This is a genomic window from Rhodococcus sp. NPDC059179, assembly GCF_042754885.1.
Classification (GTDB): Bacteria; Actinomycetota; Actinomycetes; order Mycobacteriales; family Mycobacteriaceae; genus Rhodococcus_G.
Genome location: NZ_JBHZBV010000001.1, coordinates 815581 through 839142 on the forward strand (window position 1 = coordinate 815581; position 23562 = coordinate 839142).

Here is a 23562-nt window from a genome sequence, read left to right on the forward strand (position 1 = left end):
GGCGCCCCCCCCCCGCGGGGGGGGGGGGGGGGGGGGGGGGGGGGGGGGGGGGGGGGGGGGGGGGGGGGGGGGGGGGGGGGCGGCCGGGCGGCGGCCCCCCCCCCCCCCGCCGTGCTCGCCGTCGCCGCCTGGCTGCTGGTGGTGCTGGCGCTGGTGACCTACGTCGCGGCGGACCCGACCCTCGACGCGAACCAGCTGTTCTTCCTGGTCGACGTCGTCGGGGCGGGCGTGTACGGCACCGTCGCGGGGGTGGTGCTCGCCCGGCGCGCGCATCCGGTGCCGGTCATCCTCGGGCTCACCGCGATCGGCCTCGGGCTCGCGGCCTTCAGCTACGGCTACACCCAGCTGGCGTCCGTCCGGTCGGGCCTGCCCTGGCAGGGCGCGATCGAGCCGCTGCAGAACACGGCGTGGATACCGGGCACCCTGGCGCTGTTCCTTGTGGTCCCGTGGCTGATCCGCGACGGCAGGCTCGACGCGGCCGCCCGGGCCGGGCTGGTCGCGGGCACGCTGACCATCGTCTGGTTCTTCGTGGCCCGCACCTTCACGGACACCGCGCAGATCTGGCTGATCGCGCCGGTGGTGACGCTGGGCCTGGCCGCCGCCGTCGATGCGGGTCGCCGCTGGCGCCGCGGACCGGTCGCGGAGCGCGTCGGGCTCGGCTGGCTCTGCCTCGGCACCACGCTGATGGCGCTGTCCTTCCTGCCGCTGGCGCTGCCCCCGACGTGGCCGAGCCTGTGGATGCTCACGCCCCTGACCCAGCTGGTGGTGCAGGCCTTCTATCCGGCGGCGATCCTCGTCTCCGTACTGCGGCAGCGGATGTGGGGACTGGACCTGCCGGTCAGCCGGGCCGTGCTCGCGGGCAGCCTGACGGTGGGCCTGCTCGGGCTGTACGTGGTGGTGGCGACGGCGTTGGCGGGGCTGTTGCCGACCGCCGATTCGGTGCTCGCGCAGGCCGTCGCGGCGGGCGCCGTGGCCGTCGCGGTGCAGCCGTTCCGGCTGTGGCTGCAGCGCCGGGTGCACGACCTGGTGTACGGGGAGGGCGGCGACCCCGCCAGGGTGGTGCGCAGGCTCGGCGCCAGGTTCGCGGAGGCGGAGACCCCCGAGGACCTGCTCGCCGAACTCGCAGGCGGCGTCGCGGTGGCCCTGCGCCTGGAGTCGGTGACGGTCTGGCGTTCCGGCGACGCCGACCCCGTCGCGCGCCGCGGCGAGCCGACGGGCGATCCGACCACGGTCGAGCTCATCCACCGCGGCGCCCCAGTCGGCCGGTTGACGGTGACCGCCCCGCCGGGGGAGGCCCTCGGCGCGCGGAGCCGGAAGTCGTTGGACGAGTTGGCCTCGGTCGTCGCCACGGGTCTGGCGTTGGTGCAGGCGACGCGGGACCTGGACGCCGCGCGGGAGCGGCTGTCCACGGTCCGACTGGAGGAGCGCCGGGTGATCCGGCGGGAGCTGCACGACGGGCTGGGCCCCTCGCTCGCGGGTATTCGGCTCGGCCTGCAGGGGGTCCGGAACCTGCTGCGCACCGATTCGGATGCGGCGGTGCGGCTGCTCGAGTCGCTGCAGGTGCAGCTCGACCACCAAGTCGACGGCGTCCGGTCGTTGTCGCGCAACCTGTTTCCCCCGATCTTGGACGAGCTGGGCCTGGCCGCGGCGCTGGACGAGCTGGCCGCCCAGCACGCCCGCGGCGGGTTTGCGCTCGACGTGCGCGCTCAGTTGCCCGCCCGGGTGGATGTGTACGCGGGCGCCGCCGCCTACGGAATCGTGGTGGAGGCCGTCTCGAACGCGCGCAGGCACAGCGGTGCCGACGGGTGCCGGGTCGAGGCCGTCTGCGCCGCAACGGAATCCGGCGGACGTCAGCTCACCGTCACGATCCGGGACGGTGGCACCGGCTTCGATTCGGGTCGGGACGCGGGCGTCGGGACCCGCTCGATGCGGGAGCGGGCGGGCGAGCTGGGCGGCACCCTGGTGATCGACTCGCTGGAGCCGCACGGCACCCGGGTCACCGCGCGGCTACCGTTGGCGCCGTCATGACCGTCATCCGAGTCGCCGTGGTCGACGACCATCCCGTCTTCCGGCTGGGGATGGTGGCGCTGCTCTCGACGCTCGAGGGCATCGAGGTGGTCGCCGAGGCCTGCTCGTCGACCGAGGCGACGGCGCTGGTGACGGCCGACGTGGACGTGGTGCTGATGGACCTCGAGCTCGGCGATCGGTCCGGCGTCGAGACGACCAGGGAGCTGGTCTCGCGATTCCCGGCGCTGCGCGTGCTGATGGTGACGATGCACGAGGACGACGAGTCGATCGTGGCCTCGATGCGCGCGGGGGCCAGGGGCTACCTGGTCAACGGCGCGGTCCCGGACGAGGTGGAGCGGGCGATCCGCGCGGTCGCGAACGGCGAGCTGCTCCTCGGCGCCGCGGTGGCCGAGCGCGCGCTGGGATTCATGGCAGCCTCCAGGAGCCTGGCGCCGACCGTGTTCCCCGAGCTGACCGATCGCGAGCGTGAGGTCCTGGATCTGGTGGCGGCCGGGCTCGACACCGCGACGATCTCCCGGCGGCTGGTCCTGAGCCCGAAGACGGTCCGCAACCACATCTCGAACATCCTGGCCAAGCTCGGCGTGCCGGACCGGTCGGCGGCCATCGTGCGGGCGCGGCAGGCGGGACTGGGCTGAGCCTCGCCTGCGGGCCGGGCTGATCGGAACCGGCGTCGCCGGGCCCGCCGCGACGATCGCAACGGTCACAGAGCTCGATCGCTTCGGTCCTAGACCCAATTCTGGAACAGGTTCTAGTATGGCTTGCATCGAGGTGCATGCCTCGGGCCGGGCGCCGCTCGAGTCGGAGCCCGGCGTTGACGATGTACTGCCATGCGAACATCCGCACGCGGCGGAGCCGTGCACAGGAAGGAACACCTCACAGTGACCACAGAGGCATTCATTTATGAAGCCATCCGAACCCCACGTGGCCGAGGCAAGAACACCGGTTCGCTGCATTCGGTGAAGCCGATCGACCTGGTCACCGGCCTGGTCGGTGAGATGCGCACCCGGTTCCCGAACCTGGACGAGAACCGCATCTCCGACATGATCCTCGGTGTGGTCTCCCCGCTCGGCGACCAGGGTTCCGACATCGCCCGCACCGCGGTGACCGTCGCGGGTCTGCCCGAGACCGTCGGCGGCGTGCAGATCAACCGGTTCTGCGCATCCGGCCTCGAGGCCGTGAACATGGCGGCGCAGAAGGTGCGATCCGGCTGGGACGAGCTGGTCATCGCCGGCGGCGTCGAGTCGATGTCCCGCGTGAAGATGGGCTCCGACGGCGGCGCGTGGATGCAGGACCCGGCCACCAACTTCGACACCTACCTGGTGCCGCAGGGCATCGGCGCCGACCTGATCGCCACCATGGAGGGCTTCACCCGCGAGGACGTCGACGCGTACGCGGTCCGCTCGCAGGATCTCGCGGCGAAGGCGTGGACCGGCGGCTACTTCGCCAAGTCCGTCGTCCCGGTCAAGGACATCAACGGCATCACCGTCCTCGACCAGGACGAGCACATGCGTCCGGGCACCACCCTCGAGTCGCTGGCCGGCCTCGGCCCCGCGTTCGCCGGCATCGGCGAGATGGGCGGCTTCGACGCCGTCGCGCTGCAGAAGTACCACTTCGTCGAGAAGATCAACCACGTCCACCACGGCGGCAACAGCTCGGGCATCGTCGACGGCGCCGCGCTGGTGCTGGTCGGCACCGAGCAGGCAGGCAAGGACATGGGCCTGACCCCGCGGGCCCGCGTCGTCGCGACCGCGACCTCCGGCGCCGACTCGACGATCATGCTCACCGGCCCGACCCCGGCCGCGCACAAGGTGCTCGCCCAGGCCGGCCTGACCGTCGACGACATCGACCTGTTCGAGATCAACGAGGCCTTCGCCTCCGTCGTGCTCAAGTTCCAGAAGGACCTGAACATCCCGGACGAGAAGCTCAACGTCAACGGCGGCGCCATCGCGATGGGTCACCCGCTCGGCGCGACCGGCGCGATGATCACCGGCACCATGGTCGACGAGCTCGAGCGTCGTGGCGCCAAGCGGGCCCTGGTCACGCTGTGCATCGGCGGCGGCATGGGCGTGGCCACCATCATCGAGCGCGTCTGACGCTCACGAACTGATCAGGAGACATAAAACAGTGAGCGAACAGAACATCATCAACTGGGAGCAGGACGCCGACGGCATCGTCGTGCTCACCATCGACGACCCCAACCAGGGCGCGAACACCATGAACGACCGGTACATCTCCTCGATGAAGGAGACCGTGGACCGGCTCTACGCGGAGAAGGACGCCATCGCAGGCGTCGTGCTCACCTCCGGCAAGAAGACCTTCTTCGCCGGCGGCGACCTGAACAACCTGCTCGCCGTCCGGCCCGACCAGGCCGAGCAGATCTACCACCACAGCCTCACCCTCAAGGCCGACCTGCGTCGCCTCGAGACCCTCGGCAAGCCCGTCGTGACCTGCATCAACGGTGCGGCCCTCGGCGGCGGCCTCGAGATCGCGCTGGCCACCCACCACCGGATCGCCGCGGACGTCAAGGGCGTCAAGATCGGCCTGCCCGAGGTCACCCTCGGCCTGCTTCCCGGTGGTGGCGGCGTGGTCCGCACCGTCCGCAAGTTCGGCATCATGACCGCGCTGACCCAGCACCTCCTGCAGGGCCAGCAGCGCGCGCCGCAGCAGGCCCTCGAGGCCGGCCTGATCGACGAGGTCGTCTCCTCGGTCGACGAGCTGGTCCCGGCCGCGAAGGCCTGGATCAAGGCCAACCCCGAGTCCGGCGTGCAGCCGTGGGACGTCAAGGGCTACAAGATCCCCGGCGGCACCCCGTCCACCCCGGCGTTCGCCGCTAACCTGCCCGCGATCCCGGCGAACCTGCGCAAGCAGCTCAAGGGCGCGAACATGCCGGCGCCGCGGGCGATCATGGCCGCCGCGGTCGAGGGCAGCCAGGTCGACGTCGACAACGCGCTGAAGATCGAGGCACGCTACTTCACCTCGCTGGTCACCGGCCAGGTCGCGAAGAACATGATCCAGGCGTTCTTCTTCGACCTGCAGTCGATCGGTTCGGGCGCCTCCCGCCCGCAGGGTGTCGAGAAGACCTCGATCAAGAAGATCGGCGTGCTCGGCGCAGGCATGATGGGCGCGGGCATCGCGTACGTCTCCGCGAAGGCCGGCTTCGAGGTCGTGCTCAAGGACGTCACCATCGAGGCGGCGACCAAGGGCAAGGCGTACTCCGAGAAGATCGAGGCCAAGGCCCTCTCGCGCGGCAAGACCACGCAGGAGAAGTCGGATGCCCTGCTCGCGCGCATCACCCCGACCGCGGACGCGGCCGACTTCGCGGGCGTCGACTTCGTCGTCGAGGCCGTCTTCGAGAGCCCCGAGCTCAAGGCCAAGGTCTTCCAGGAGATCGAGGACATCGTCGAGCCGAACGCGCTGCTGGGCTCGAACACCTCGACCCTGCCGATCACCGGTCTCGCGACCGGCGTCAAGCGCCAGGAAGACTTCATCGGCATCCACTTCTTCTCGCCCGTCGACAAGATGCCGCTGGTGGAGATCATCCGCGGTGAGAAGACCTCCGACGAGGCGCTGGCCCGGGTGTTCGACTACGTCCAGGCCATCCGCAAGACCCCGATCGTGGTCAACGACTCGCGTGGCTTCTTCACCTCGCGCGTCATCGGCACCTTCATCAACGAGGCCATCGGCATGGTCGCCGAGGGCATCGAGCCGGCCACCATCGAGCAGGCAGGCATGCAGGCCGGCTACCCGGCGGCGCCGCTGCAGCTCTCGGACGAGCTGAACCTGACGCTGATGCAGAAGATCCGCGCGGAGTCCAAGGCCGCGGCGCTGGCCGAGGGCAAGGAACTGCCCGCCGACCCGGCAGGCGACGTCATCAACTTCCTCGTCGAGGGCAACGACCGCAAGGGCCGCCTCGGCGGCGCGGGCTTCTACGAGTACGTCGACGGCAAGCGCACCGGCCTGTGGTCGGGCCTGCGTGAGCAGTTCAACTCCGGCTCGAACCCGGCCCCGATCGAGGACCTGATCGAGCGGATGCTGTTCATCGAGGCCATCGAGACGCAGAAGTGCTTCGACGAGGGCGTCCTGATGACCAGCGCCGACGCCAACATCGGCTCGATCATGGGCATCGGCTTCCCGGCCTGGACCGGTGGCGTGCACCAGTACGTCGTCGGCTACGAGGGCGGCAAGGCCGGCTTCGTCAAGCGGGCCGAGGAGCTCGCCGCGAAGTACGGCGAGCGCTTCACCCCGCCCGCCTCGCTCAAGGCCTAGGCAGCTCCGCTGCCCGTGCGCGGTTGACGGGTCTCTGGACCCGTTAACCGCGCACGGGTGCGTCAGCACCTGTGGATAAACCGGGCTCACCGCGCTGTCCGTGTCGGACCGCGCGGTGACGCTCCGGTGATGACCACAACACCAGATTCGCTTCAGCTGCTCCTCGACTCGCAGCACGGGCTCGTTTCCCAATCACAGCTCCGTACAATCGGTTTCCCCAAGACGCGGGTGCGCCACCGGCTCGAATCAGGCCGTTGGCAGGCTGTTCTGCGTGGCGTCTACGCCACGACCAGCGGCCCACTCACCCGCGAGATGGTCCTTGTCGGGGCGCTCCTGTTCGGTGGCGGTCACGCGATCCTCAGTCATCGCACGGCCGCGGAGGAATGGGGGATGTATCCGGTCGACGCGCAGTCGCCGGTGCACATCACCGTCCCGTACGGGAAGTCGGCGATCTCTCAGAGCCGCAGCACTCGGACTGCGCCCCCTCTGGCCGTCCCCGCGCCGAGTCCTGGCTCGACACTGCACCCCGGCGTCATACTGCACCGGTCCCGCGCGCACAGGCACATTGGCATTGATACCGATCGGCCGCGGACGACGAAGGCGGACACCGCGCTCGACGTCGCGATTGCCGAACCCACGGCGCGCCGCGCCTATGTCTCGTTGATCACGACAGTCACCAACGCGCGTATTCGCCTTGCCGACGTTGCGGAGCGGATGCTCGAGCGTCCTCCCCGACGCTATGTTCGAGCACTCGACGGGGCTGTGAAGTTACTTGCCGAGGGCGTGCAGTCCGTTCTCGAGTACCACTACGCCGTGGACGTCGAGCAGGCGCACGCGCTGCCGTCCGCGGCTCGTCAGGGCCCGGTCATCGTGGACGGACGCATCCTCTACGAGGATTGCGACTACACCGAGCACGGAGTCCCGCTCATCGTGAGACTCGACGGGCGGTGGGCCCACTCGATGCGCGAGATCCAGTTCCGGGACCGTCGCCGCGACAACGCAGCCGAACTCGCCGATCGGCCGCGCCTGGTGTTCGGCATGGAGGAGGTCGGCGGGGAGTCCTGCGGGGTCGCGCGGGATGTCGAGCAGGTGCTGATCAGGGAAGGGTGGGTCAGACGCGACGAAAACCCGTGCGCTGCCTGTGCGCGGCTAGCGGGCCCAGGGACCCGTTAACCGCGCACGGGCAGCGGAGCTGCCTAGCCCTTCCACCACGGGCGCAGCGGTACCTCGGCCTGGCCCTTGGGGCCGAGCTTGACGGCCAGCACCTGGTGCAGCTGAACCACGTTGCGTTCGAACCCGAGCCGCGAGCCGGCCATGTAGAGCCCCCACACCCGTGCGGTGCCCTCGCCGACCTCCGCGACGCAGGCATCCCAGTTGTCCACCAGGTTCTGGCACCAGCCGGCCAGGGTGAGTGCGTAGTGCTCGCGCAGGTTCTCCTCGTGCCGGACCTCGAGGCCGATGTTCTGGATCTCGGTGATGATCCGGCCCGACCCGGTCAGCTCGCCGTCCGGGAACACATAGCGGTCGATGAAGCCGCCCGCGCGCGCCTGGTGCCGGTTGTCCGGGCGGGTGATGCAGTGGTTGAGCATCAGGCCGCCGTCGCGCAGCTTGGATTGGATGAAGCCGAAATAGGCGGGGTAGTTGTGCACCCCGATGTGTTCGGTCAGCCCGATCGAGGACACCGCGTCGAAGCCGGTCTCGGCGATGTCCCGATAGTCGGAGTGCCGGACCTCCGCAAGATCCGAAAGGCCTTCGTCGGCAATGGCTTTCTGTGCCCACGCGGCCTGCTCGGCGGACAGCGTCACGCCGATCACCTTGACGCCGCGCCGCGCCGCGAAGCGGACCATCGAGCCCCAGCCGCAGCCGATGTCGAGGAGCCGGTCGCCTGCCTTGAGTCCGAGCTTCTCGAACACGAGGCGGTACTTGTTCTCCTGCGCGTCCTCGAGGCTCTGGTCCTCAGATTCGTAGGCCGCGCAGGTGTAGGTCATGGACGGGCCGAGCACGTGCTCGTAGAAGGTGTTCGACACGTCGTAGTGGTGGTGGATGACCTCGGCGTCGCGAGTCTTGGAGTGGCGCATGCCTTCCGCGAGCCGGCGCCAACGGGGCAGCGCCTCCTGCGGGGGAGGGGCGATGGGCCGCAGCAGGTCCCAGCCGAGCGAGCGGGTGATGCTGGCCAGGGTGAGCGCCGACGGTCGCCGGAAGTGCAGGTCGTCGCCCATGACCCGGAGAACCTCGTAGGGGTCGCCCGGGTGCACCCCGGTCGCCTCGAGGTCGCCGGACACGTAGGCGCGTGCCATACCCAGGTCGCCGGGCGCGGTCGCCAGATAGGTGGTGCCCCTGGGGGACTTCAGCGTCAGGCCGTACTCGGCGTCCTCCGGGCCGGCGGCGCTGCCGTCGTACGCGGTGAAGCGGAGCGGGATCTCGCCGTCGGAGACGGTCTCGAGGATCTCGGCGATCGAGAGCCTGTGGTTGCCGTTTCCTGTCGAGGTATGAGAGTCCTTGAACGTGGTCACTTACGTTGCACCGCCTTCGAATACAGGTCCAGTAGTCGAGAATCGGGGTCGTACTTGTTCTTGAGTGAGGAGTAGTTCTCGCCGCCGTACAGGCGGGCGAAGTCGTCCGCGGAGTAGTAGGAATCGGAGTACAGGGACTTGTGCCCATCGAACTCGTCGACGGTGTCCTCGATCAAGCGGTTTGCGGCGCCCTCACGCGCGCCCGGGACGATCGGCACCGAGGACCAGAAGCCGATGTTGACGTAGGTGCGCTTCGGCTCGAGCGGATACAGCGGCCACGGCCGCACCGCGGATGCGCCTGCGGGGCCGGGCTCGCGCAGCCGCAGCGGGCACAGCCACAGCGGCTCGATGGGGATCTCGCGCAGGAACCACCGGACGAAGTCGGCGGTGTGCTCGATCGGCACCTCGACGTCCTGCACGACCCGCTCACGCGGTGGGTTGCCCTTGCGGCGTTCGAGTCGGTCGCCGATGTCGTACTTCTGGTCGAGGGCGATCAGCTTCCAGTAGAAGCTGCTGCGGCGGTAGCGCTTCGGCCACAGCCGCCGGATTCGCGGGTTCTGCGCGCCGAACGCCCGCGAGCACCAGAACCAGTCGGTGTCCCAGCGCCACAGGTAGTCGGCGATGGTGAGCCGGTCCGTCTTGGGGCGGGTGGTGGACTGGTGCTGCAGCGACCGGTAGTAGATCTGTTGCCCGGTGTAGTCGCTGACGGGTCCGCGCTCCTCTGTCTGGGTGCCCAGCGTCAGATACGCCTCGGTCGCCGAGAACACCACCCCGTCGAGGTAGTCGACGGCGATGCCGTCGTGGCTGCGGTCGGTGACGATGCGGTCCATCGCATCCTGCATCGTGGTGAGGTCGTCGAACTGCAGGTGTCTCAGCGCGACAAACGGTTTCACCGGTTCCAGTTCGATGCGGAGCCGGGTCGAGTAGCCGAGGGTGCCGTACGAGTTGGGGAAGCCCCAGAACAGGTCCGAGTGCTCGCCGTCGGGGGTGGCGGTGATGATCTCCCCGCCGCCGGTCAGCACGTCGATCTCCAACACCGATTCGTGCGGCAGCCCGTTGCGGAACGAGGTCGACTCGATGCCGAGGCCGGTGACGGCGCCGCCGAGGGTGATGGTCTTGAGTTGCGGGACCACCAGCGGCGCCAGGCCGTACGGCAGCGTCGCGGCGACCAGATCCTCGTAGGTGCACATGCCCGCGACGTCGGCGGTGCGGGCGGCCGGGTCGACCGAGATCACCCCGCTCAGGCCCGACACGTCCAGCCCGGGCGCATTCGTCTTGGCCCTGGCCCGGAACAGGTTCGAGGTCTTCTTCGCCAGGCGCACCGTCGCGGACGGCGGGATCGCGCGATAGCTGGCGAGCAGGCGCTCGACACCCGCACGATGGGCCGCCGCGCCGGTCTCAGCCGGCGTGGTTGATCGTCGACCCAGTCCTTGCAACGCACTCTGAGAGGCAGCCACACCCCGACGCTATCGCCTGCGTGCCGGACCGGCCACCCAAGTGGAAGCCGGTCGGAGGAAACGTCACGCAAATGTTGCGAACCGGTCGCGATCCGGGGTGCGGGCACCGCGTGTGATCCGACGCACACGGCGCGCGGGGGGCTGGCCGGGCGGTTCGCGCAGCGGGCACGATGGCGGGGTCGGTCACGATCGGGGCCGGCCAGCACAGCTAAGGAGATCCACAGTGGGACAGGTCAGCGCCAGCAGTTCGGTCGAGGTCGCGGCGGCTCCGGAGAAGGCGCTCGCGGCGCTCGCCGACTACGAGACGGTGCGTCCCCGCATCCTCTCCGAGCAGTACCTGGACTACCGGGTCCTCGAGGGCGGCCAGGGCGTAGGCACGGTCGCGCAGTGGACGTTGAAGGCGACCGAAAAGCGGTCGCGCGACATCAAGGCCACGGTGACCGTCGACGGCAGCACCGTCACCGAGAAGGACGCCAACTCCACCCTCGTCACCACCTGGACCGTCGCCCCGTCCGGCACCGGATCCACGATCACCACGACCACCGAGTGGAAGGGTGCCGGCGGCATCGGCGGCTTCTTCGAGCGCACCTTCGCGCCGGGTGGACTGCGGAAGATCCAGGCCGCCGTGCTGGCGAACCTGGCCCGCGAACTGGCCTGACGCGGATCGCCGCCGCGGCCGGTGACCGACGCGATCGGTCAGCGGCCGCCCAGGTATTCGACGATGCCGAACACCACGGCGCGCGCGTACCTGGCCCGGCCCGCATCGCTGGTCATCGCGCCTGCCTCGTCTGCGTTGCGCATGTTGCCCAGCTCGACCAGGATCGACGGCCGCTCGGACAGGTTTAGCCCACTCAGGTCATCCCGCGGCTGCAGCCCGGCGACGCCGACGTAGGTGGCGGGCGTGAAGCCGGACGTCTCGAGGGCATCGCGCATCGACTTGGCGAACGCGAGCGAGGGGCCGGCCTGCACCGCGTTCAGCGGCGGCGCCGAGAAGCAGACGTGGAAACCGTGCTGGTCCGGCGCGGCGCCGTCGGCGTGGATCGCGACCACCACGTCCGCCCCTGACGCGTTGGCGTCGGCGGCCCGCTTGTCCACGCACGCCGCGACCGACGCGTCGTCGGGGCGGCTCAGCAGCACCCGGGCGCCGAGATTCTCGAGCTCGGTGCGCATCTGGGCGACGACCTCCCAGTTCAGGGTGTGCTCGGGATAGCCGCCGTCGGTGGCGGTGCCGGTGGTCTGGCATTCCTTGGTGCCGCCGCGCCCGGTCGGCACCTGCGTGGTCATGCCCGCGTCGTTCGCGCCGTTGTGGCCCGGGTCGAGGAAGACCGTCTTGCCCTGCAGCACGGCCGATCGCACCAGCTCGACCGTGCTGGTGGGGGCCGCGGTCACGCCAGAGGCGGTTTCGGTGGGGATGGTGCAGCCGGACATCGCGAGGGCCGAGGCCGCGGCGGTCACCGCCAAGACACTCCGGTACCCGGCCCACTTCACACGCACGGGGCCACGCTATCGGGATGCGGCTACGCTGACGGGGCAACACGCAGAAAGGACATCGACGTGCAGCCCGGTGGACAACCCGATATGCAGCAGCTCCTCGCGCAGGCCCAGCAGATGCAGCAGCAGCTGATGGCGGCGCAGGCAGAGATCGCCGAGGCGGAGGTCACCGGCCAGGCCGGCGGCGGACTCGTCACGGCCACGGTCAAGGGGACCGGCGAGGTCGTCGCGTTGACGATCGACCCGAAGGTGGTCGATCCCGACGACGTCGAGACCCTGCAGGACCTCGTGATCGGCGCGATCGCGGACGCCTCGGGCAAGGCGCAGGAGATCGCGGCGGGCAAGCTCGGCCCCCTCGCGGGCGGCCTGCCCGGGCTCCCCTTCTAGAGGCCCCGGTGTACGAGGGTCCGGTACAGGATCTGATCGACGAGCTCGGCAAGCTGCCGGGCATCGGGCCCAAGAGTGCGCAGCGCATCGCCTTCCACCTGCTCAGCGTGGAGCCGCCGGACATCGACCGGCTCCAGGCCGCGCTGCAGCGGGTCCGTGACGGGGTGCAGTTCTGCGTGGTCTGCGGGACGGTGTCCGACAAGGAGAAGTGCCGGATCTGCGCGGACGCCCGGCGCGACCGCACCGTCATCTGCGTCGTCGAGGAGCCCAAGGATGTTCAGGCCGTCGAGCGGACGCGGGAGTTCCGCGGCCGCTACCACGTGCTCGGCGGCGCGCTCGATCCGTTGAGCGGTGTCGGGCCGGATCAGCTCCGCATCCGGGAATTGTTGGCACGCATCGGCAATCAGGAGGACGGCGTCGACGTGTCGGAGGTGATCATCGCGACCGATCCGAACACGGAGGGCGAGGCCACCGCGACGTATCTGGTCCGGATGCTGCGCGACTTCCCCGGACTGACGGTGTCGCGGTTGGCGTCGGGCCTGCCGATGGGCGGGGACCTGGAGTTCGCCGACGAGCTCACCCTCGGGCGGGCGCTCTCGGGGCGCCGAACCCTCTGAGTCGACCCGGCGATCCGCCGCCCCGGCCTGCGCCGCCCCGCCGGATTCCGGTGTTAGCGTGGATCTATGCCGGTCCGTCGGCCAGGGGCGCGAACGACCGCGGGTGCACTCGCGTGGCACACCCGGGTCGCGATGGTCGTGTTCTCGATGGCCACCGCGTTCGCCGTGTCCCAGGAACCCGGGGCGGCGGACGCCCAGCAGGCCGTCCCCCTCCCGCCCGTCACCGGGCTGCCGGGGCTCGTCGACGCGATCGTGCCGCCGCCGGCGCTCGGTCCGCCGCCGGGGGAGGCGCCGCCGATAGCGGCCGCCCCGGGTGCGCCCGCCGAAATCCAGGCGCTGCGGATCGCGGTGATGCCCTCGGACGTGGGGGACCCGTTCTTCGACGAATGGCCGGATTCGCTGGGGGACAGGGCGAATGGTGACGTGCTCGCGATGCGGGACGTGACCGCGTCGGCGGCGCCCTTCGTGGGTGCGCCGGTGCGTGAGGTCCGGCAGCTCAAGGTCCGGACGACGGACTCCGCGGGGGCGCCCTCGTTCGCGACGGCGACGCTGATCGTCCCCGCGCTGCCGTGGACCGGGGCCGGCAGCCGCCCAGTCGTGGTCAACAACCTGCCCATCGATGCGCTCGGCCGAGCCTGCACGCCCAGCTACACACTCGCGCACGGACTGAGCCTGTCCACCAACGTCGCCGACTTCGTCCCGCCGACGACCGCGCTGGCCGCCGCGAACGGCTACGCGGTCCTCATCCCGGACCACGAGGGACCGCGGATGGCCTACGCCGAGCCGTACGTCGCGGGGCACGCGGTCCTGGACACCATCCGCGGACTGCGCCGCGCGATGCCCGACGAGTTCGGCGCAGGCAAGATCGCGATGACGGGCTACTCGGGCGGGGCGATCGCCACCCACGGTGCCGTCAAGCTGATCGACCCCTACGCCCCGGAGTTGGCCGACGACATCGTCGGTGCCGCGCTGGGCGGGGTCCCGGCGAACTTCGAGATGCTCACCAGGAGCATGAACGGCAACCTCGCGACCGGGCTGTTCCACGGCGCGACCATGGGCGTGGCCAGGGAACGCACCGACATCCTCGGCCTGGCCAACAACCTGGCACGGCAGCTGGCCACCTCCCCGCTCAAGGACCAGTGCGTTTACACGCTCGGCGCGGCGGGGGCGACGTTCCTGCCGATCGAGACGATGGCAACCGTCGACAATCCGCTCGCCTCGCCGCAGGCGCGCGAGCTCTACCGCGCGATGAAGATGGCCGGCATGGCATCGGGCACCCCGCTCTACATCTACAACGGCGCGCAGGAGTTCTGGATCCCGGCGGCGGGGGCGCGCGAGCTCTACGCCGAGCAGTGCGGGCTCGGTGTGCCCGCGGTGTACCGGGAGGTGTTCGGCGAGCACCTGATCGGCGCGGTCACCGGCTACCCCGGGGCGCTGCAGTGGCTCGACGAGCGGCTGCGCGGGATCCCCGCACCGGACGAGTGCCCGCCCGCGTGACCCTCGCGGTTGGTGGATCCGCGGCGTAGGTTCTCGATTGCACACCGTCCACAGCCACGACTCGGCCCTAGGAGACAGCAGTGCCTGAACCCAGATCGATCGTCGGCGCCCCGTGTTGGGTGGACCTGACCAGCTCGGATCCGCAGCGCGTCATCCCCTTCTACTCGGGCCTGTTCGGGTGGGCGGCGGACACCAACGAGGACCCGGAGTACGGCGGTTACACGATCTTCAGTAAGGGCGGCAAGCCGATCGCCGGCCTGATGTCGCAGCAGGAGGGCAATCCGTACGGCAACGTGTGGACGGTCTATCTGGCGAGTACGGACGCGGCGGCGACAGCGGACCAGGCCACGGCGGCGGGTGGGCAGGTGATGATGCCGGCCATGGTGCTCGGTGACCAGGGCACGATGGCGATCCTCGGCGACCCGGCGGGTGCCGTGGTGGGTGTCTGGCAGGCGGATCAGCACCGCGGGTTCGGCCTGGTCGACGAGGCCGGTGCCCCGGTGTGGTTCGAGACGCTCTCGCGTGACTACGCCGCGGCGTTGCCGTTCTACGAGAGCGTGTTCGGCTGGACCTGCGAATCGATCGGCGACAGCGACGAATTCCGGTACTCCCAGGCCAAGATCGGCGATGAGATGGTGGCTGGCGCGATGGACGCGTCCGGCTTCCTCCCGGACGGGGTGCCGTCGTTCTGGCAGTTCTACGTCGGGGTCGAAGACACCGACCGCGCGCTGGAGCGGGTCGCGGAACTCGGCGGCACCGTCGTGCGTCCCGCCGAGGACACGCCCTTCGGTCGGCTGGCGTCGGTGGCGGACCCGTTGGGCGCGAACTTCCAGATCGCCTCGATCCAGCCGCAGTAGGAGCCCGGGGTCAGAGCTGCTCGCTCAGCGCGGCGAGGCCGTCGCCGGACAGGTCCGCCAGCGCGGCGGGCCGTCCGGTCATGGCCAGCACCAGGGAGAGCATCGGACCGGTGACCTCCGGACCGGTCCCCGTCGACCAGTCGGTGTCGTCGGCGCGCAGGGTGAGCCCGGCGATGCGGGTCTTCGCGCCGATGAGCAGGTTCGAACCCTTGTAGAAGTCGGCCACGCGGACAACGGCTTCCGTCGGGTACTCGTGTGCGATCCCGAGGGGACGCCGGATGTCCTCGGCGTGCACGATCGTCTCGCCCAGCCAGGTGTCGACCGGGCCAGGCGGTGCGGAGGATCGGTTCGCGGCGGACCGGAACTGCGCGAGGGTGTCGGCAGGCGTGCCCGCGGTCTCGCGCGCGATCTCCTTCGCGAGCATCGGTTCGAAGCGGAATCCGGTCCCCGCCATCTTGAGGACGAACCGGGCAGGCGACATCTTCGCGGTGGCCGTCATGTGACCGAGCGCCTCCCAGACCGACCAGTGTTCGCACAGCGACGGGGTGGACCACTGCTCGTCGCTGAGGGCGTCGAGGTCGTCGGCGAGCGCCGAACGCTCGGAGTGAATCGTGGGCCATGGGCCGGGTGCTGCCATGGTGCCTCCCGGAAGCAACTGCCGACGGACCGCACGGTGGGCGCGACCTGCCGTCATCGGTATCTCTGACGATCGTCCTCGCCGCCCGTTTCCGCAATCGCGTCCTAGTCGGGCCGCCTCGAAGTTCACCCCTGATTCGCAGGTCAGAACTATTGCCGAGGGTGCCGAGCCGGGCGTACTCTCAGTGGTGCGGATCAAGAAGAAAGGCCGGTAACGGTCAATAACTTGAGAAGCAGAGATCCGGCCGAGGATGCGATTAATCGCTACATCCCCGGCCGAACCCCTGTCTGGGGGAGGTCACATCCCCGAACCCCGTTCATCGAGCTCCCAGGTGATGCCGAAGGGCGCGAGCGCGTCGAGGAAGTCCTCGGCATCGAACGCTTCGGCCGCCGCGAGCGCGCCTGCCTTGGCTGCGCGGTCGGTGAGCCGGACCGCCGCCTCCACCGCCATCAGCGCCGAGTCGACATAGGCGTCGCGGCCGCTCACCACACCGCGCACCGAGCGGCCGTCGGCGCCGAACGCATCGACCACGAGGTCGTAACTCAGGCCAGGCGTGGGCTCGTCCGGCAGCGACTCGACGATCTCCGCGCTGAATCCGCTCAGCTGGCTGTGGAATGCGGTCTCCAGCACGCCCTCGACGTAGGACACGTCGGAGTGGCGGGGGATCGTGATCACCGGGGGTTGCGGGAACTTCGACACGGCCGTGGACGCGGTGGCACCGGGGAAGGTCATCTCGGGGCGCCGCGCGGTCCCGCCGGTTCGCAACTCGCCGTCCTCGAAGTGCCAGCCGCCGCTGCGGAACCAGTCCAGGCCGGCCAGTACCGTCCGCGCACTGCCCTTGGAGCCGTTGCCCTCACTCGTGCCGACGAGGCTCATCGCGATCTCGACCGGACCCGTGAGCAGCCGCGAGGTCAGGTAGCCGAGGAGGTCGCCGGGCAGATTGCTGTTGGTGATGCCGGGGACCGCCGTCACCCCTGCCGCTTCGGCACGGCCGGCGTAGTCGTCGAACACCCGCTTGAGGAAGAGCTGCTCGCCGGACATGTCCGTGTAGTGCGCGCCCGCGTCGATCGCGGCCGCGAGGACCGCCTCGCCGTGCTCCACGTAGGCGGGCAGGCTGCTGATCACCGCGTCGGCGCCGGTGAAGGCGGCCACCAGGGCGCCGTGATCGTCGAGGTCCGCCATCCGGACCTCGGCGGCAGGCATCCCGGCGGCCTCGGCGGCGGCACGCATCCGATCGGCGTTGCGGCCCACCAGGATCGAGGTGATGCCGCGGCGGCCGAGTTCGGTGAGGAGGGAGCCGCCGGTGACGCCGGTGGCGCCGTAAACGGCGATCGTCTTGGTGGGCTCGGTGGAGTTCGTTGTTGTCATGACTCAAACGGTATGACCGCCGACTGAGTGATTCAATGGTTGAAATGCTCACTTTCATGTCTGAAACACTCATAGCATGAGCGGTACGGTGAGCCCGTGGACATTCTCAGTGACACGATCGCGGCTATTCGCACGGGCAGCCCGACCTCCGGCATGTTCGTCCGCCACGCGCCGTGGGGGCGCAGCTACCCGGTGGTGCCGGGAGCGGGCTTCCACGTGGTGCTCGAGGGGTCCTGCTGGCTGGTGCCGCAGGGCGGCGCGCCCATGGCGCTCGGCGTCGGCGACGTCGTCTTGATGCCGCGCGGCGCGGACCACGACCTGCTCGACGGTCTCGACAGTCCGGTCACCGAGACCGCGCGGCCGGGCGAACCGAGGGAGATCTCCGGCCCCGGCGTGCGGGCGGCGCTGCTGTGCGGGGCCTACGAACTCGGCAGGCAGCGCAGTCACCCGTTGTTGGACGAGCTGCCCGAATTCGTCCATCTCCCTGCGCGTCCCGGCCGTCACCCGGCCCTGCGCGGCGCCGTGGACCTGCTGGTCGCCGAGATCGCCGAACCGAGGCCGGGTAGCGACGCGGCGGTTCCCGCACTGCTGGAGACCCTGCTGCTGTTCATCCTCCGCGCCTGGTTCGACGAGCAGGCCAGGGACCGCGTGACCGGTTGGGCGGGCGCCTTCGCCGATCCGGCGGTCGCCGCCGCCCTGCGCGCAGTCCACGAAGAACCCGGTCGCTCGTGGACCGTGTCCGACCTCAGCGACGTGGCGGGGGTCTCCCGGGCAACCCTGGCCAGGCGCTTCACCGCCACGGTCGGCGAGCCGCCGCTGGCCTACGTGACCCGCTGGCGCATGCTGACCGCCGCGCGCCTGCTGCGAGAGACCGACAACTCGCTGGGTGCGGTGGCTCGAAAGGTCGGCTACAACTCCGAATTCGCCTTCGCCAAGGCGTTCAAGCGTGAGTACGGGCTCGCTCCGGGGCAGTATCGCCGGGCCGAGGACAAGCCCCCACTCGTCGCGGTCTGATCGGTGCTACCGGCCGACCGCGAGACGCTCCCGCCGCAGCCGGCTCACCTCGTCGAGTTCCAGCGGTTCCAGCGCGTCCACACCCATTGCGCGCGCCAGCAGCAGATCCGCCAGTTCCGGGTTCCGGGCCAGCGCCGGGCCGTGCATGTAGGTGCTGATCACCGAGCCCTGCACCACGCCCTCGAGCCCGTCGCCGACGCCGTTGCCGACGCCGTGCGTGACCCGGCCGAGCGGCTTGGCGTCCGGGCCGAGGGTGGTGCCGCCGCGATGGTTCTCGAACCCGGTCAGCGGCTGCGTCAGCCCGTCCAGCATCGGTCGGGTGATCACCTCGCCGATCGAGCGCTCGGCCTGCGGCGCAGTGGTGACGTCGAGCAGCGACACGCCCTCGACCCGTTCGCCCGCCGAGGTCTCGTACCAGTGGCCGAGCACCTGGATGGCCGCGCAGATCGCCAGCACCGGCGCGCCGCGACCGGCCGCCTGCTGCAGCCCGGGGTAGCGGGCCAGGTGCCGGGTCGCGAGACGCTGCGCCGAATCCTCTGCGCCGCCAAGGGTGTACACGTCCAGCGACTCGGGCACCGGGTCGGACAGCGTGATCTCGACGATCTCCGCGTCGATGCCGCGCATCCGCAGCCGCTGGCGCAGGATCAGCGCGTTGCCGCCGTCGCCGTAGGTTCCCATCACGTCGGGCAGCACCAGCCCGATCCGCACCGTCGATTCAGGCATCCCTGTTCTCCTTCGCGATGGCCGTGTTCAGGTCACGGAACGCCGTGTAGTTGGCCAGCACCTCGACCCGCCCGGGCGGGCAGGATGCGATGGCGCGCAGCGGGTTCGGTTCCAGGGTGTGCTCGACTCCCGCGTAGGTCAGGCGCACCGCGAGGTCGGTGGCCCGCTCGCCGGACGCGACCACCTTGACGCCCTCGAAATGCTCGAACCGCACGTCCCACAGCCAGGACAGGTCCTCGCCGTCGGGGACCTGCCCGTTGACGGCGATGACCAGCCCGTCGACGCTGTGGTCGATCATCGACAGCGCCTCCTGCCAGCCGGCCGGGTTCTTGGCCAGGAGCATCCGGAGCGTGTGCGCACCGACCTGGACGGTGCTGTAGCGACCGGCGATCTCGCGGACGGAGGCGGCCGCGGCGACTGCATCCTCGGCGCGCGCGCCCAGGGCGACGGCGGCCGCGACGGCCTGGGCGGCGTTGCCGCGGTTCGCCTTTCCTGGCAGCGTCAACGTCATCGGGACCTTCGCCCCGTCCGGGCCGTAGAGGTGTGCGTCGTCGAGCCACCAATCGGGGGTGGGCCGCTCGAAGTCGGTTCCGGTGCTGCGCCAGTGGCTGTAGGCGATGCCCGTCACGTCGCCCGACCGTTCCTCCCAGACGATCGGTTCGCCGCTGCGCGGGCAGCTCACCGAGTCGCCCGCCCAGCCGCCGCCAGCCGCGACCCACACCACGTTCGGTGCGTCGTACGCGGCGGAGGCGACGAGCACGTCGTCGCAGTTGGCGATCACGACCGCGTCGGGGTGCCGAGCCAGGCCCGCCCGCAGCTTGCGTTCGATCATGTTGATCTCGCCGACCCGGTCGAGCTGGTCGCGGCTGAGGTTCAGCAGCACGATGGCCTGGGGGTCGAGGGCGTCGCTGACGTGCGGGACGTGCAGCTCGTCGACCTCGATGGCGGCCAGCGACGCGTCCACGTGCGAGCTCAGCGCGGCGACGATGCCTGCGTCCATGTTCGCGCCGTCGGCCTGGGTCGCGACGTCACCGATGGTGGCCAGCGCCGCCGCGGTCATCCGGGTGGTCGTCGACTTGCCGTTGGTCCCGGTGATCACGACGGTGCGCTTGCCGCGGCCGAGCTGCGTCATCAGGGTGGGGTCGATCTTGAGGGCGATCAGGCCGCCGATCATCGAGCCCTTGCCGCGACCGGCCTTCTGCGAGGCCCACGAGGCCAGGGCGGCGGCGCGCAGTGCGAGACGTCCGCGGGCGGAGAATCGTGTGGCCGGGCGGGTCGCCCCATCATGACGTGTAGACACGGGCAGAGTTTTCCACACCCGCAGGCGACGTCAGACCCGCGCCACTTCCGGGGTGGGCATCGTCACTGGGAGGGCCGTCGGCGGCCCGGGCGGGGCCGCGGCCTCCGACGTCCCCGCCCGGGCCATTCCGCCGAGGCAGCCCGCGACCACGATCGCCGCGCCCGCCAGCGACAGCACGCTGGGCCGCTCGCCCAGCACCAGCCAGGCCGCGCCGATCCCGACGACCGGTACCAGCAGCGAGAACGGCGCCACCACCCCAGCCGGGTAGCGGCTCATCAGCGCCGACCACAGTCCCGATCCGGCGATGGTGCCGAGCAGGACGATGTACGCGAGCCCGGCGAGCGCGGGCCAGCCGTCGGCGCTGAAGGAGGCGCCGAGCGCGGACCAGCCGACGGTGGGGCCCTCGACCACGGCGGACAGCGCGAGCATCGGCAGCGGCGCCACCACTGTCATCCACAGGGTCAGCCGCAGCGGATTGTCCGCCCGGGCCAGCCGGTTGCCGAGGTTGCCGAACGCCCATCCCAGCGCGGCGAGCAGGGTGAGCAGCACCGGCAGCAGCGCCGCGTGTTGGGCGCGGTCCCAGCCGATCATCGCCATCCCGCAGACCGCGACCGCGATCCCGAGGAGCTGGCGGCGGCTCACGCCCTCGCGCAGCAGCAGGGCGCCGAGCAGCACGGTGAACGGTGCCGAGGCCTGCAGCACCAGGGAGGCCAGGCCGGTCGGCATGCCGGTGTTCATCGCCCAGAACAGGAACCCGAACTGCGCCACGCCGAATCCGAATCCGTAGAGCAGGAGCCAGCGCAGCGGCACGTTCGGACGCGGCACGAACAGCACCACCGGGATCGCGATGACCAGGAATCGCAGCGCCGCGAAGAAGAACGGCGGGAAGTGGTCGAGCCCGGCGCGGATCGCGAGGAAGTTCAGTCCCCACAGCAGTGCGACGGTTAATCCCATGGCTCGGTCACGGTTGGTCATGCGGTCAATCGTGAGCGAGTAAAAGCATCAGAACAATCGAATATAAATTGACGGTTGATGTAGATTTTCTACATGGATGCCGGGCGGTTGCGAGTGCTGCGTGAGCTCGCCGACCGGGGGACCGTATCGGCGACCGCCGCCGCCCTCTCGATGACGCCGTCGGCGGTGTCGCAGCAGCTCAAGGTCCTGGCCAGGGAGGCGGGGGTCGTGATCCTCGAGCCGGACGGCCGTCGGCTGCGGCTCACCGACGCCGGGCGCGCGCTGGTCCTGCGCGCCGAGGACGTGCTGTCCGCCCTGGACCGGGCCCGTGCGGAGATGGACTCGTACCGCGGGTCGCCCAGGGGGCGGGTCCGTGTCGCGCTGTTCCCGTCCGGCGCCGCGCTGCTGCTGCCAGGGGTGCTGACCCGGATCGCGGATCTCGGCGTCGAGATCGAGGCGCACGACGTGGACGAGCCGTCCTCGGCGGTGCCGCAGCTGCTCGCCGACTACGACGTGATCCTCACCCACCGGGACGAGCGGGCGCCGTCGGTGATCTCGCCGCGGGTGCGCATCGAGACGTTGATGCGCGAACCCATCGACCTGGTGTTGCGGCCCGGGCATCCACTGGCGGAGCGGCCCGCGGTCGGGCTGGACGAGCTGGCCGACGAGAGCTGGATCAGCGTCCGAGGCGGATTCCCGGTCGACGACGTGCTGCAGTCGGTCGCCGCCGCGACCGGGGTCGCGCCGCGGGTCGTGCAGCGGATCAACGACTTTCGGGTGATCGAGGAGTTGGTGGCCGCGGGCCATGGCGTCGCGCTGATGCCGCGGTACGCGCTCGGCCATCGCGGGCTGGTCTTCAAGCGGCTGGCCGGGGTGCGGGCCGCGCGGATCTACGACCTGGCCACCCGGCCTGCCGCCGTCGATCGGCCTGCGGTGGAGGCGGTGCTCGCGGCGTTCCGCGCGGAGGCCGCGGCGGTGCCGGGCGAGCCGTAGCGGCCGCAGATACCAGAACAGCGACCGCCCGAGCTCACGCTCGCACGGTCGCTGTCCGGTGTCCGGCAGGCGAACTGCCTACGCCAGAGCCTTCGCCTTCAGCGAGGCGAACTCGGCCTCGGTGATGGTGCCGCCGTCGAGCAGCGCCTTGGCGTCCGCGATCTGGTCGGCGGGGGACTTGCCCGCGACGCTCTTGATGTACTGATCCTGCTCGTCCTTGAACTGGCGGGCGGCCTCCACCGAGCGCTCGGTCATGCTGCCTCCCCTGGCGATCAGGTAGACCAGCGCAGTGATGAACGGCGCGAAGATCAGGAAGAAGACCCACACCGCCTTCCACCAACCCGACAGCTTGCGATCGCGGAACAGGTCTCCGATGATCGAGAACAGCAGGATCAGGTACGCCACGAAGGCGAACATGACGATGATCAACCAGAGGAAGTCCCAGAACGAGTCGACAGCAGAGTTCATCGGATGGCTCCATTTCACATAAGGATCTTGACTGTTCGTCACAGGATCCTAGGTTCCGGGAGGCCATGCCTCATCCGAAGTAGGTGAAACCCGCCCCTTCTCATCCGTCGAGGGTGAGGTGGATCGGACCGAAGCGGCGGCAGGCTTGACCCATGAGCGACTCATTGAACATCGGTCCGGTGGAACTGGTCGTGCTGACGTTCCCCGGGGCCCAGGTGGACCCTGGGACCATCGCGGCGCTTCAAGACGTCGTCGAGCGCGGCTACGTGACGCTGCTCGACCTCGTCTACATCTCCAAGGACGCCGACGGCAACATCACCCAGGTGGACGTCGACGAGGATCTCGAGGAGACCGGTCTGGCCATCCTGTCCATCGAGGCCAAGGCGCTGATCAGCGACGAGGACCTCGACGTGGTCCGGGACTCGCTGGAGCCGGGCAGCTCGGCGGCGATCATCGTCTACGAGGAGACCTGGGCGCGGCAGATCGCGTCGACCGTGCGCAACGCAGGCGGTGAGGTCGCGCTGCACGTGCAGATTCCCCGGGACGCGGTGGTCGCCGCCGTCGAAGCCGCACTGTAGACACCTAAGAACAGGAGAGTCACATGGTTTTCAGAGCAGGCCGCAGAGGCCGCCCCGGATTGCTCGGCACCGTGGCGCGCACCGCCGTGGTCGCGGGCACCGCGCAGGCGACGTCCAACGCGATGAATCGTCGCTCCCAGCAGAAGGCCGCGGAGCAGCAGGCCTACGCGCAGCAGCAGGCCGAGCAGCAGCAGGCCGCCTACGCCCAGCAGCAGGCGTATGCCGAGCAGCAACAGGCGCAGCAGGCACCCGCTGCGGCACCCGCCGGTGACGACCTGGTCACCAAACTGCAGCAGCTCGGTCAGCTGCACCAGTCGGGCGTGCTCTCCGACGAGGAGTTCGCTGCTGCCAAGGCTCAGTTGCTCGGCGGATAGGCCTACGCAGTTCTTTGGCGGGTCACTCACCTCACGCGGA

The 23562-nt window shown here is 70.2% G+C and carries 23 protein-coding genes; 14 read left to right on the forward strand and 9 right to left on the reverse strand.

Annotated features, from left to right (window positions below; genetic code table 11):
- The first annotated feature begins 111 nt into the window (after window positions 1-111).
- From ACFXMV_RS03775 to ACFXMV_RS03795, 5 genes are all read left to right on the forward strand, one after another.
- Complete coding sequence (locus ACFXMV_RS03775) at window positions 112-2028, forward strand: sensor histidine kinase (RefSeq protein WP_378612118.1); 1917 nt, start codon at window positions 112-114, stop codon at window positions 2026-2028.
- Window positions 2025-2663, forward strand: coding sequence for a response regulator (locus ACFXMV_RS03780; RefSeq protein ID WP_378500907.1), 639 nt, complete (start codon window positions 2025-2027; stop codon window positions 2661-2663). The genes ACFXMV_RS03775 and ACFXMV_RS03780 overlap by 4 nt, the downstream gene beginning before the upstream one ends.
- Window positions 2664-2906: 243 nt before the next feature.
- Window positions 2907-4121 carry an acetyl-CoA C-acetyltransferase gene (locus ACFXMV_RS03785; protein ID WP_378500906.1) on the forward strand — a complete coding sequence of 405 codons (1215 nt, stop codon included), beginning with the start codon at window positions 2907-2909 and terminating at the stop codon, window positions 4119-4121.
- Between the two features lie 31 nt (window positions 4122-4152).
- Window positions 4153-6294 (forward strand): 3-hydroxyacyl-CoA dehydrogenase NAD-binding domain-containing protein, encoded by a 2142-nt coding sequence (locus ACFXMV_RS03790; protein WP_378500905.1) that lies wholly within the window; start codon window positions 4153-4155, stop codon window positions 6292-6294.
- Between the two features lie 129 nt (window positions 6295-6423).
- On the forward strand, window positions 6424-7467 hold the full coding sequence (locus ACFXMV_RS03795; RefSeq protein ID WP_378503626.1) for a hypothetical protein: 1044 nt from the start codon (window positions 6424-6426) through the stop codon (window positions 7465-7467).
- 23 nt (window positions 7468-7490) lie between these two features.
- Here the strand turns inward: ACFXMV_RS03795 and ACFXMV_RS03800 are convergent, their stop codons facing one another.
- Together ACFXMV_RS03800 and ACFXMV_RS03805 are read right to left on the reverse strand one after the other, a co-directional pair.
- Entirely contained in the window at window positions 7491-8807 is a 1317-nt protein-coding gene (locus ACFXMV_RS03800) for a class I SAM-dependent methyltransferase (protein WP_378498110.1), read from the reverse strand.
- The gene (locus ACFXMV_RS03805) at window positions 8804-10234 is read right to left on the reverse strand and encodes an FAD-binding oxidoreductase (protein WP_378498152.1); all 1431 of its coding nucleotides are present in this window, start codon (window positions 10232-10234) and stop codon (window positions 8804-8806) included. The genes ACFXMV_RS03800 and ACFXMV_RS03805 overlap by 4 nt, the downstream gene beginning before the upstream one ends.
- Before the next feature lie 253 nt (window positions 10235-10487).
- Here ACFXMV_RS03805 and ACFXMV_RS03810 point away from each other — a divergent pair, with 253 nt between their 5' ends.
- Window positions 10488-10922, forward strand: a complete 435-nt coding sequence (locus ACFXMV_RS03810; protein WP_378498111.1) for an SRPBCC family protein — start codon at window positions 10488-10490, stop codon at window positions 10920-10922.
- Window positions 10923-10960: 38 nt separating this feature from the next.
- Here the strand turns inward: ACFXMV_RS03810 and ACFXMV_RS03815 are convergent, their stop codons facing one another.
- The gene (locus tag ACFXMV_RS03815) at window positions 10961-11692 is read right to left on the reverse strand and encodes an Rv3717 family N-acetylmuramoyl-L-alanine amidase (RefSeq protein ID WP_378498153.1); all 732 of its coding nucleotides are present in this window, start codon (window positions 11690-11692) and stop codon (window positions 10961-10963) included.
- A 150-nt stretch (window positions 11693-11842) separates the two neighbouring features.
- Here ACFXMV_RS03815 and ACFXMV_RS03820 point away from each other — a divergent pair, with 150 nt between their 5' ends.
- The 4 genes from ACFXMV_RS03820 to ACFXMV_RS03835 all read left to right on the forward strand — a co-directional run bounded on the left by ACFXMV_RS03820 (window position 11843) and on the right by ACFXMV_RS03835 (window position 15113).
- Window positions 11843-12142 carry a YbaB/EbfC family nucleoid-associated protein gene (locus tag ACFXMV_RS03820; protein ID WP_378498112.1) on the forward strand — a complete coding sequence of 100 codons (300 nt, stop codon included), beginning with the start codon at window positions 11843-11845 and terminating at the stop codon, window positions 12140-12142.
- A gap of 8 nt (window positions 12143-12150) precedes the next feature.
- Window positions 12151-12759, forward strand: coding sequence for a recombination mediator RecR (gene recR / locus ACFXMV_RS03825; RefSeq protein ID WP_378498113.1), 609 nt, complete (start codon window positions 12151-12153; stop codon window positions 12757-12759).
- 66 nt (window positions 12760-12825) lie between these two features.
- Window positions 12826-14256, forward strand: coding sequence for a lipase family protein (locus ACFXMV_RS03830; protein WP_378498114.1), 1431 nt, complete (start codon window positions 12826-12828; stop codon window positions 14254-14256).
- An 80-nt stretch (window positions 14257-14336) separates the two neighbouring features.
- The gene (locus tag ACFXMV_RS03835; protein ID WP_378498115.1) at window positions 14337-15113 is read left to right on the forward strand and encodes a VOC family protein; all 777 of its coding nucleotides are present in this window, start codon (window positions 14337-14339) and stop codon (window positions 15111-15113) included.
- Window positions 15114-15123: 10 nt separating this feature from the next.
- On the opposite strand, the gene ACFXMV_RS03840 is transcribed toward ACFXMV_RS03835, so the two are convergent.
- Window positions 15124-15750, reverse strand: coding sequence for a maleylpyruvate isomerase family mycothiol-dependent enzyme (locus ACFXMV_RS03840; RefSeq protein WP_378498116.1), 627 nt, complete (start codon window positions 15748-15750; stop codon window positions 15124-15126).
- A gap of 297 nt (window positions 15751-16047) precedes the next feature.
- Window positions 16048-17118 (reverse strand): saccharopine dehydrogenase NADP-binding domain-containing protein, encoded by a 1071-nt coding sequence (locus ACFXMV_RS03845; protein WP_378498117.1) that lies wholly within the window; start codon window positions 17116-17118, stop codon window positions 16048-16050.
- A gap of 96 nt (window positions 17119-17214) precedes the next feature.
- On the opposite strand from ACFXMV_RS03845, the gene ACFXMV_RS03850 reads away from it, so the two are divergent.
- Window positions 17215-18132, forward strand: coding sequence for an AraC family transcriptional regulator (locus ACFXMV_RS03850; protein WP_378498118.1), 918 nt, complete (start codon window positions 17215-17217; stop codon window positions 18130-18132).
- 6 nt (window positions 18133-18138) lie between these two features.
- Here the strand turns inward: ACFXMV_RS03850 and ACFXMV_RS03855 are convergent, their stop codons facing one another.
- From ACFXMV_RS03855 to ACFXMV_RS03865, 3 genes are read right to left on the reverse strand one after another with little or no spacing between them, the layout of a single operon-like run.
- Window positions 18139-18855 carry a type 1 glutamine amidotransferase gene (locus ACFXMV_RS03855; protein WP_378498119.1) on the reverse strand — a complete coding sequence of 239 codons (717 nt, stop codon included), beginning with the start codon at window positions 18853-18855 and terminating at the stop codon, window positions 18139-18141.
- Entirely contained in the window at window positions 18848-20155 is a 1308-nt protein-coding gene (locus ACFXMV_RS03860; protein ID WP_378498120.1) for a MurT ligase domain-containing protein, read from the reverse strand. The genes ACFXMV_RS03855 and ACFXMV_RS03860 overlap by 8 nt, the downstream gene beginning before the upstream one ends.
- A 30-nt stretch (window positions 20156-20185) precedes the next feature.
- Window positions 20186-21130 carry an EamA family transporter gene (locus ACFXMV_RS03865; RefSeq protein ID WP_378503627.1) on the reverse strand — a complete coding sequence of 315 codons (945 nt, stop codon included), beginning with the start codon at window positions 21128-21130 and terminating at the stop codon, window positions 20186-20188.
- A 72-nt stretch (window positions 21131-21202) separates the two neighbouring features.
- Between ACFXMV_RS03865 and ACFXMV_RS03870 the strand changes: the two genes are divergently transcribed.
- On the forward strand, window positions 21203-22102 hold the full coding sequence (locus tag ACFXMV_RS03870; RefSeq protein ID WP_378498122.1) for a LysR family transcriptional regulator: 900 nt from the start codon (window positions 21203-21205) through the stop codon (window positions 22100-22102).
- A 78-nt stretch (window positions 22103-22180) separates the two neighbouring features.
- Here ACFXMV_RS03870 and ACFXMV_RS03875 read toward each other — a convergent pair whose 3' ends face one another.
- Window positions 22181-22570: a hypothetical protein gene (locus tag ACFXMV_RS03875; protein WP_378498123.1), complete on the reverse strand. Its 390-nt coding sequence runs from the start codon at window positions 22568-22570 to the stop codon at window positions 22181-22183.
- 152 nt (window positions 22571-22722) lie between these two features.
- Between ACFXMV_RS03875 and ACFXMV_RS03880 the strand changes: the two genes are divergently transcribed.
- Window positions 22723-23148: a DUF6325 family protein gene (locus ACFXMV_RS03880; RefSeq protein WP_378498124.1), complete on the forward strand. Its 426-nt coding sequence runs from the start codon at window positions 22723-22725 to the stop codon at window positions 23146-23148.
- 23 nt (window positions 23149-23171) lie between these two features.
- A complete protein-coding gene (locus ACFXMV_RS03885) occupies window positions 23172-23522 on the forward strand; it encodes an SHOCT domain-containing protein (protein ID WP_378498125.1) in 351 nt (116 codons plus the stop codon).
- Window positions 23523-23562: the final 40 nt, after the last annotated feature.

What these genes read in the sequence shown, in the direction of transcription:
- ACFXMV_RS03780 (WP_378500907.1), top strand. Translation starts at nt 2,025, where the DNA reads ATGACCGTCATCCGAGTCGCCGTGGTCGACGACCATCCCGTCTTCCGG.
- ACFXMV_RS03795 (WP_378503626.1), top strand. Translation starts at nt 6,424, where the DNA reads ATGACCACAACACCAGATTCGCTTCAGCTGCTCCTCGACTCGCAGCAC.
- ACFXMV_RS03815 (WP_378498153.1), bottom strand. Translation starts at nt 11,692, where the DNA reads ATGTCCGGCTGCACCATCCCCACCGAAACCGCCTCTGGCGTGACCGCG.
- ACFXMV_RS03820 (WP_378498112.1), top strand. Translation starts at nt 11,843, where the DNA reads ATGCAGCAGCTCCTCGCGCAGGCCCAGCAGATGCAGCAGCAGCTGATG.
- ACFXMV_RS03830 (WP_378498114.1), top strand. Translation starts at nt 12,826, where the DNA reads ATGCCGGTCCGTCGGCCAGGGGCGCGAACGACCGCGGGTGCACTCGCG.
- ACFXMV_RS03840 (WP_378498116.1), bottom strand. Translation starts at nt 15,750, where the DNA reads ATGGCAGCACCCGGCCCATGGCCCACGATTCACTCCGAGCGTTCGGCG.
- ACFXMV_RS03845 (WP_378498117.1), bottom strand. Translation starts at nt 17,118, where the DNA reads ATGACAACAACGAACTCCACCGAGCCCACCAAGACGATCGCCGTTTAC.
- ACFXMV_RS03855 (WP_378498119.1), bottom strand. Translation starts at nt 18,855, where the DNA reads ATGCCTGAATCGACGGTGCGGATCGGGCTGGTGCTGCCCGACGTGATG.
- ACFXMV_RS03865 (WP_378503627.1), bottom strand. Translation starts at nt 21,130, where the DNA reads ATGACCAACCGTGACCGAGCCATGGGATTAACCGTCGCACTGCTGTGG.
- ACFXMV_RS03870 (WP_378498122.1), top strand. Translation starts at nt 21,203, where the DNA reads ATGGATGCCGGGCGGTTGCGAGTGCTGCGTGAGCTCGCCGACCGGGGG.
- ACFXMV_RS03875 (WP_378498123.1), bottom strand. Translation starts at nt 22,570, where the DNA reads ATGAACTCTGCTGTCGACTCGTTCTGGGACTTCCTCTGGTTGATCATC.
- ACFXMV_RS03880 (WP_378498124.1), top strand. Translation starts at nt 22,723, where the DNA reads ATGAGCGACTCATTGAACATCGGTCCGGTGGAACTGGTCGTGCTGACG.
- ACFXMV_RS03885 (WP_378498125.1), top strand. Translation starts at nt 23,172, where the DNA reads ATGGTTTTCAGAGCAGGCCGCAGAGGCCGCCCCGGATTGCTCGGCACC.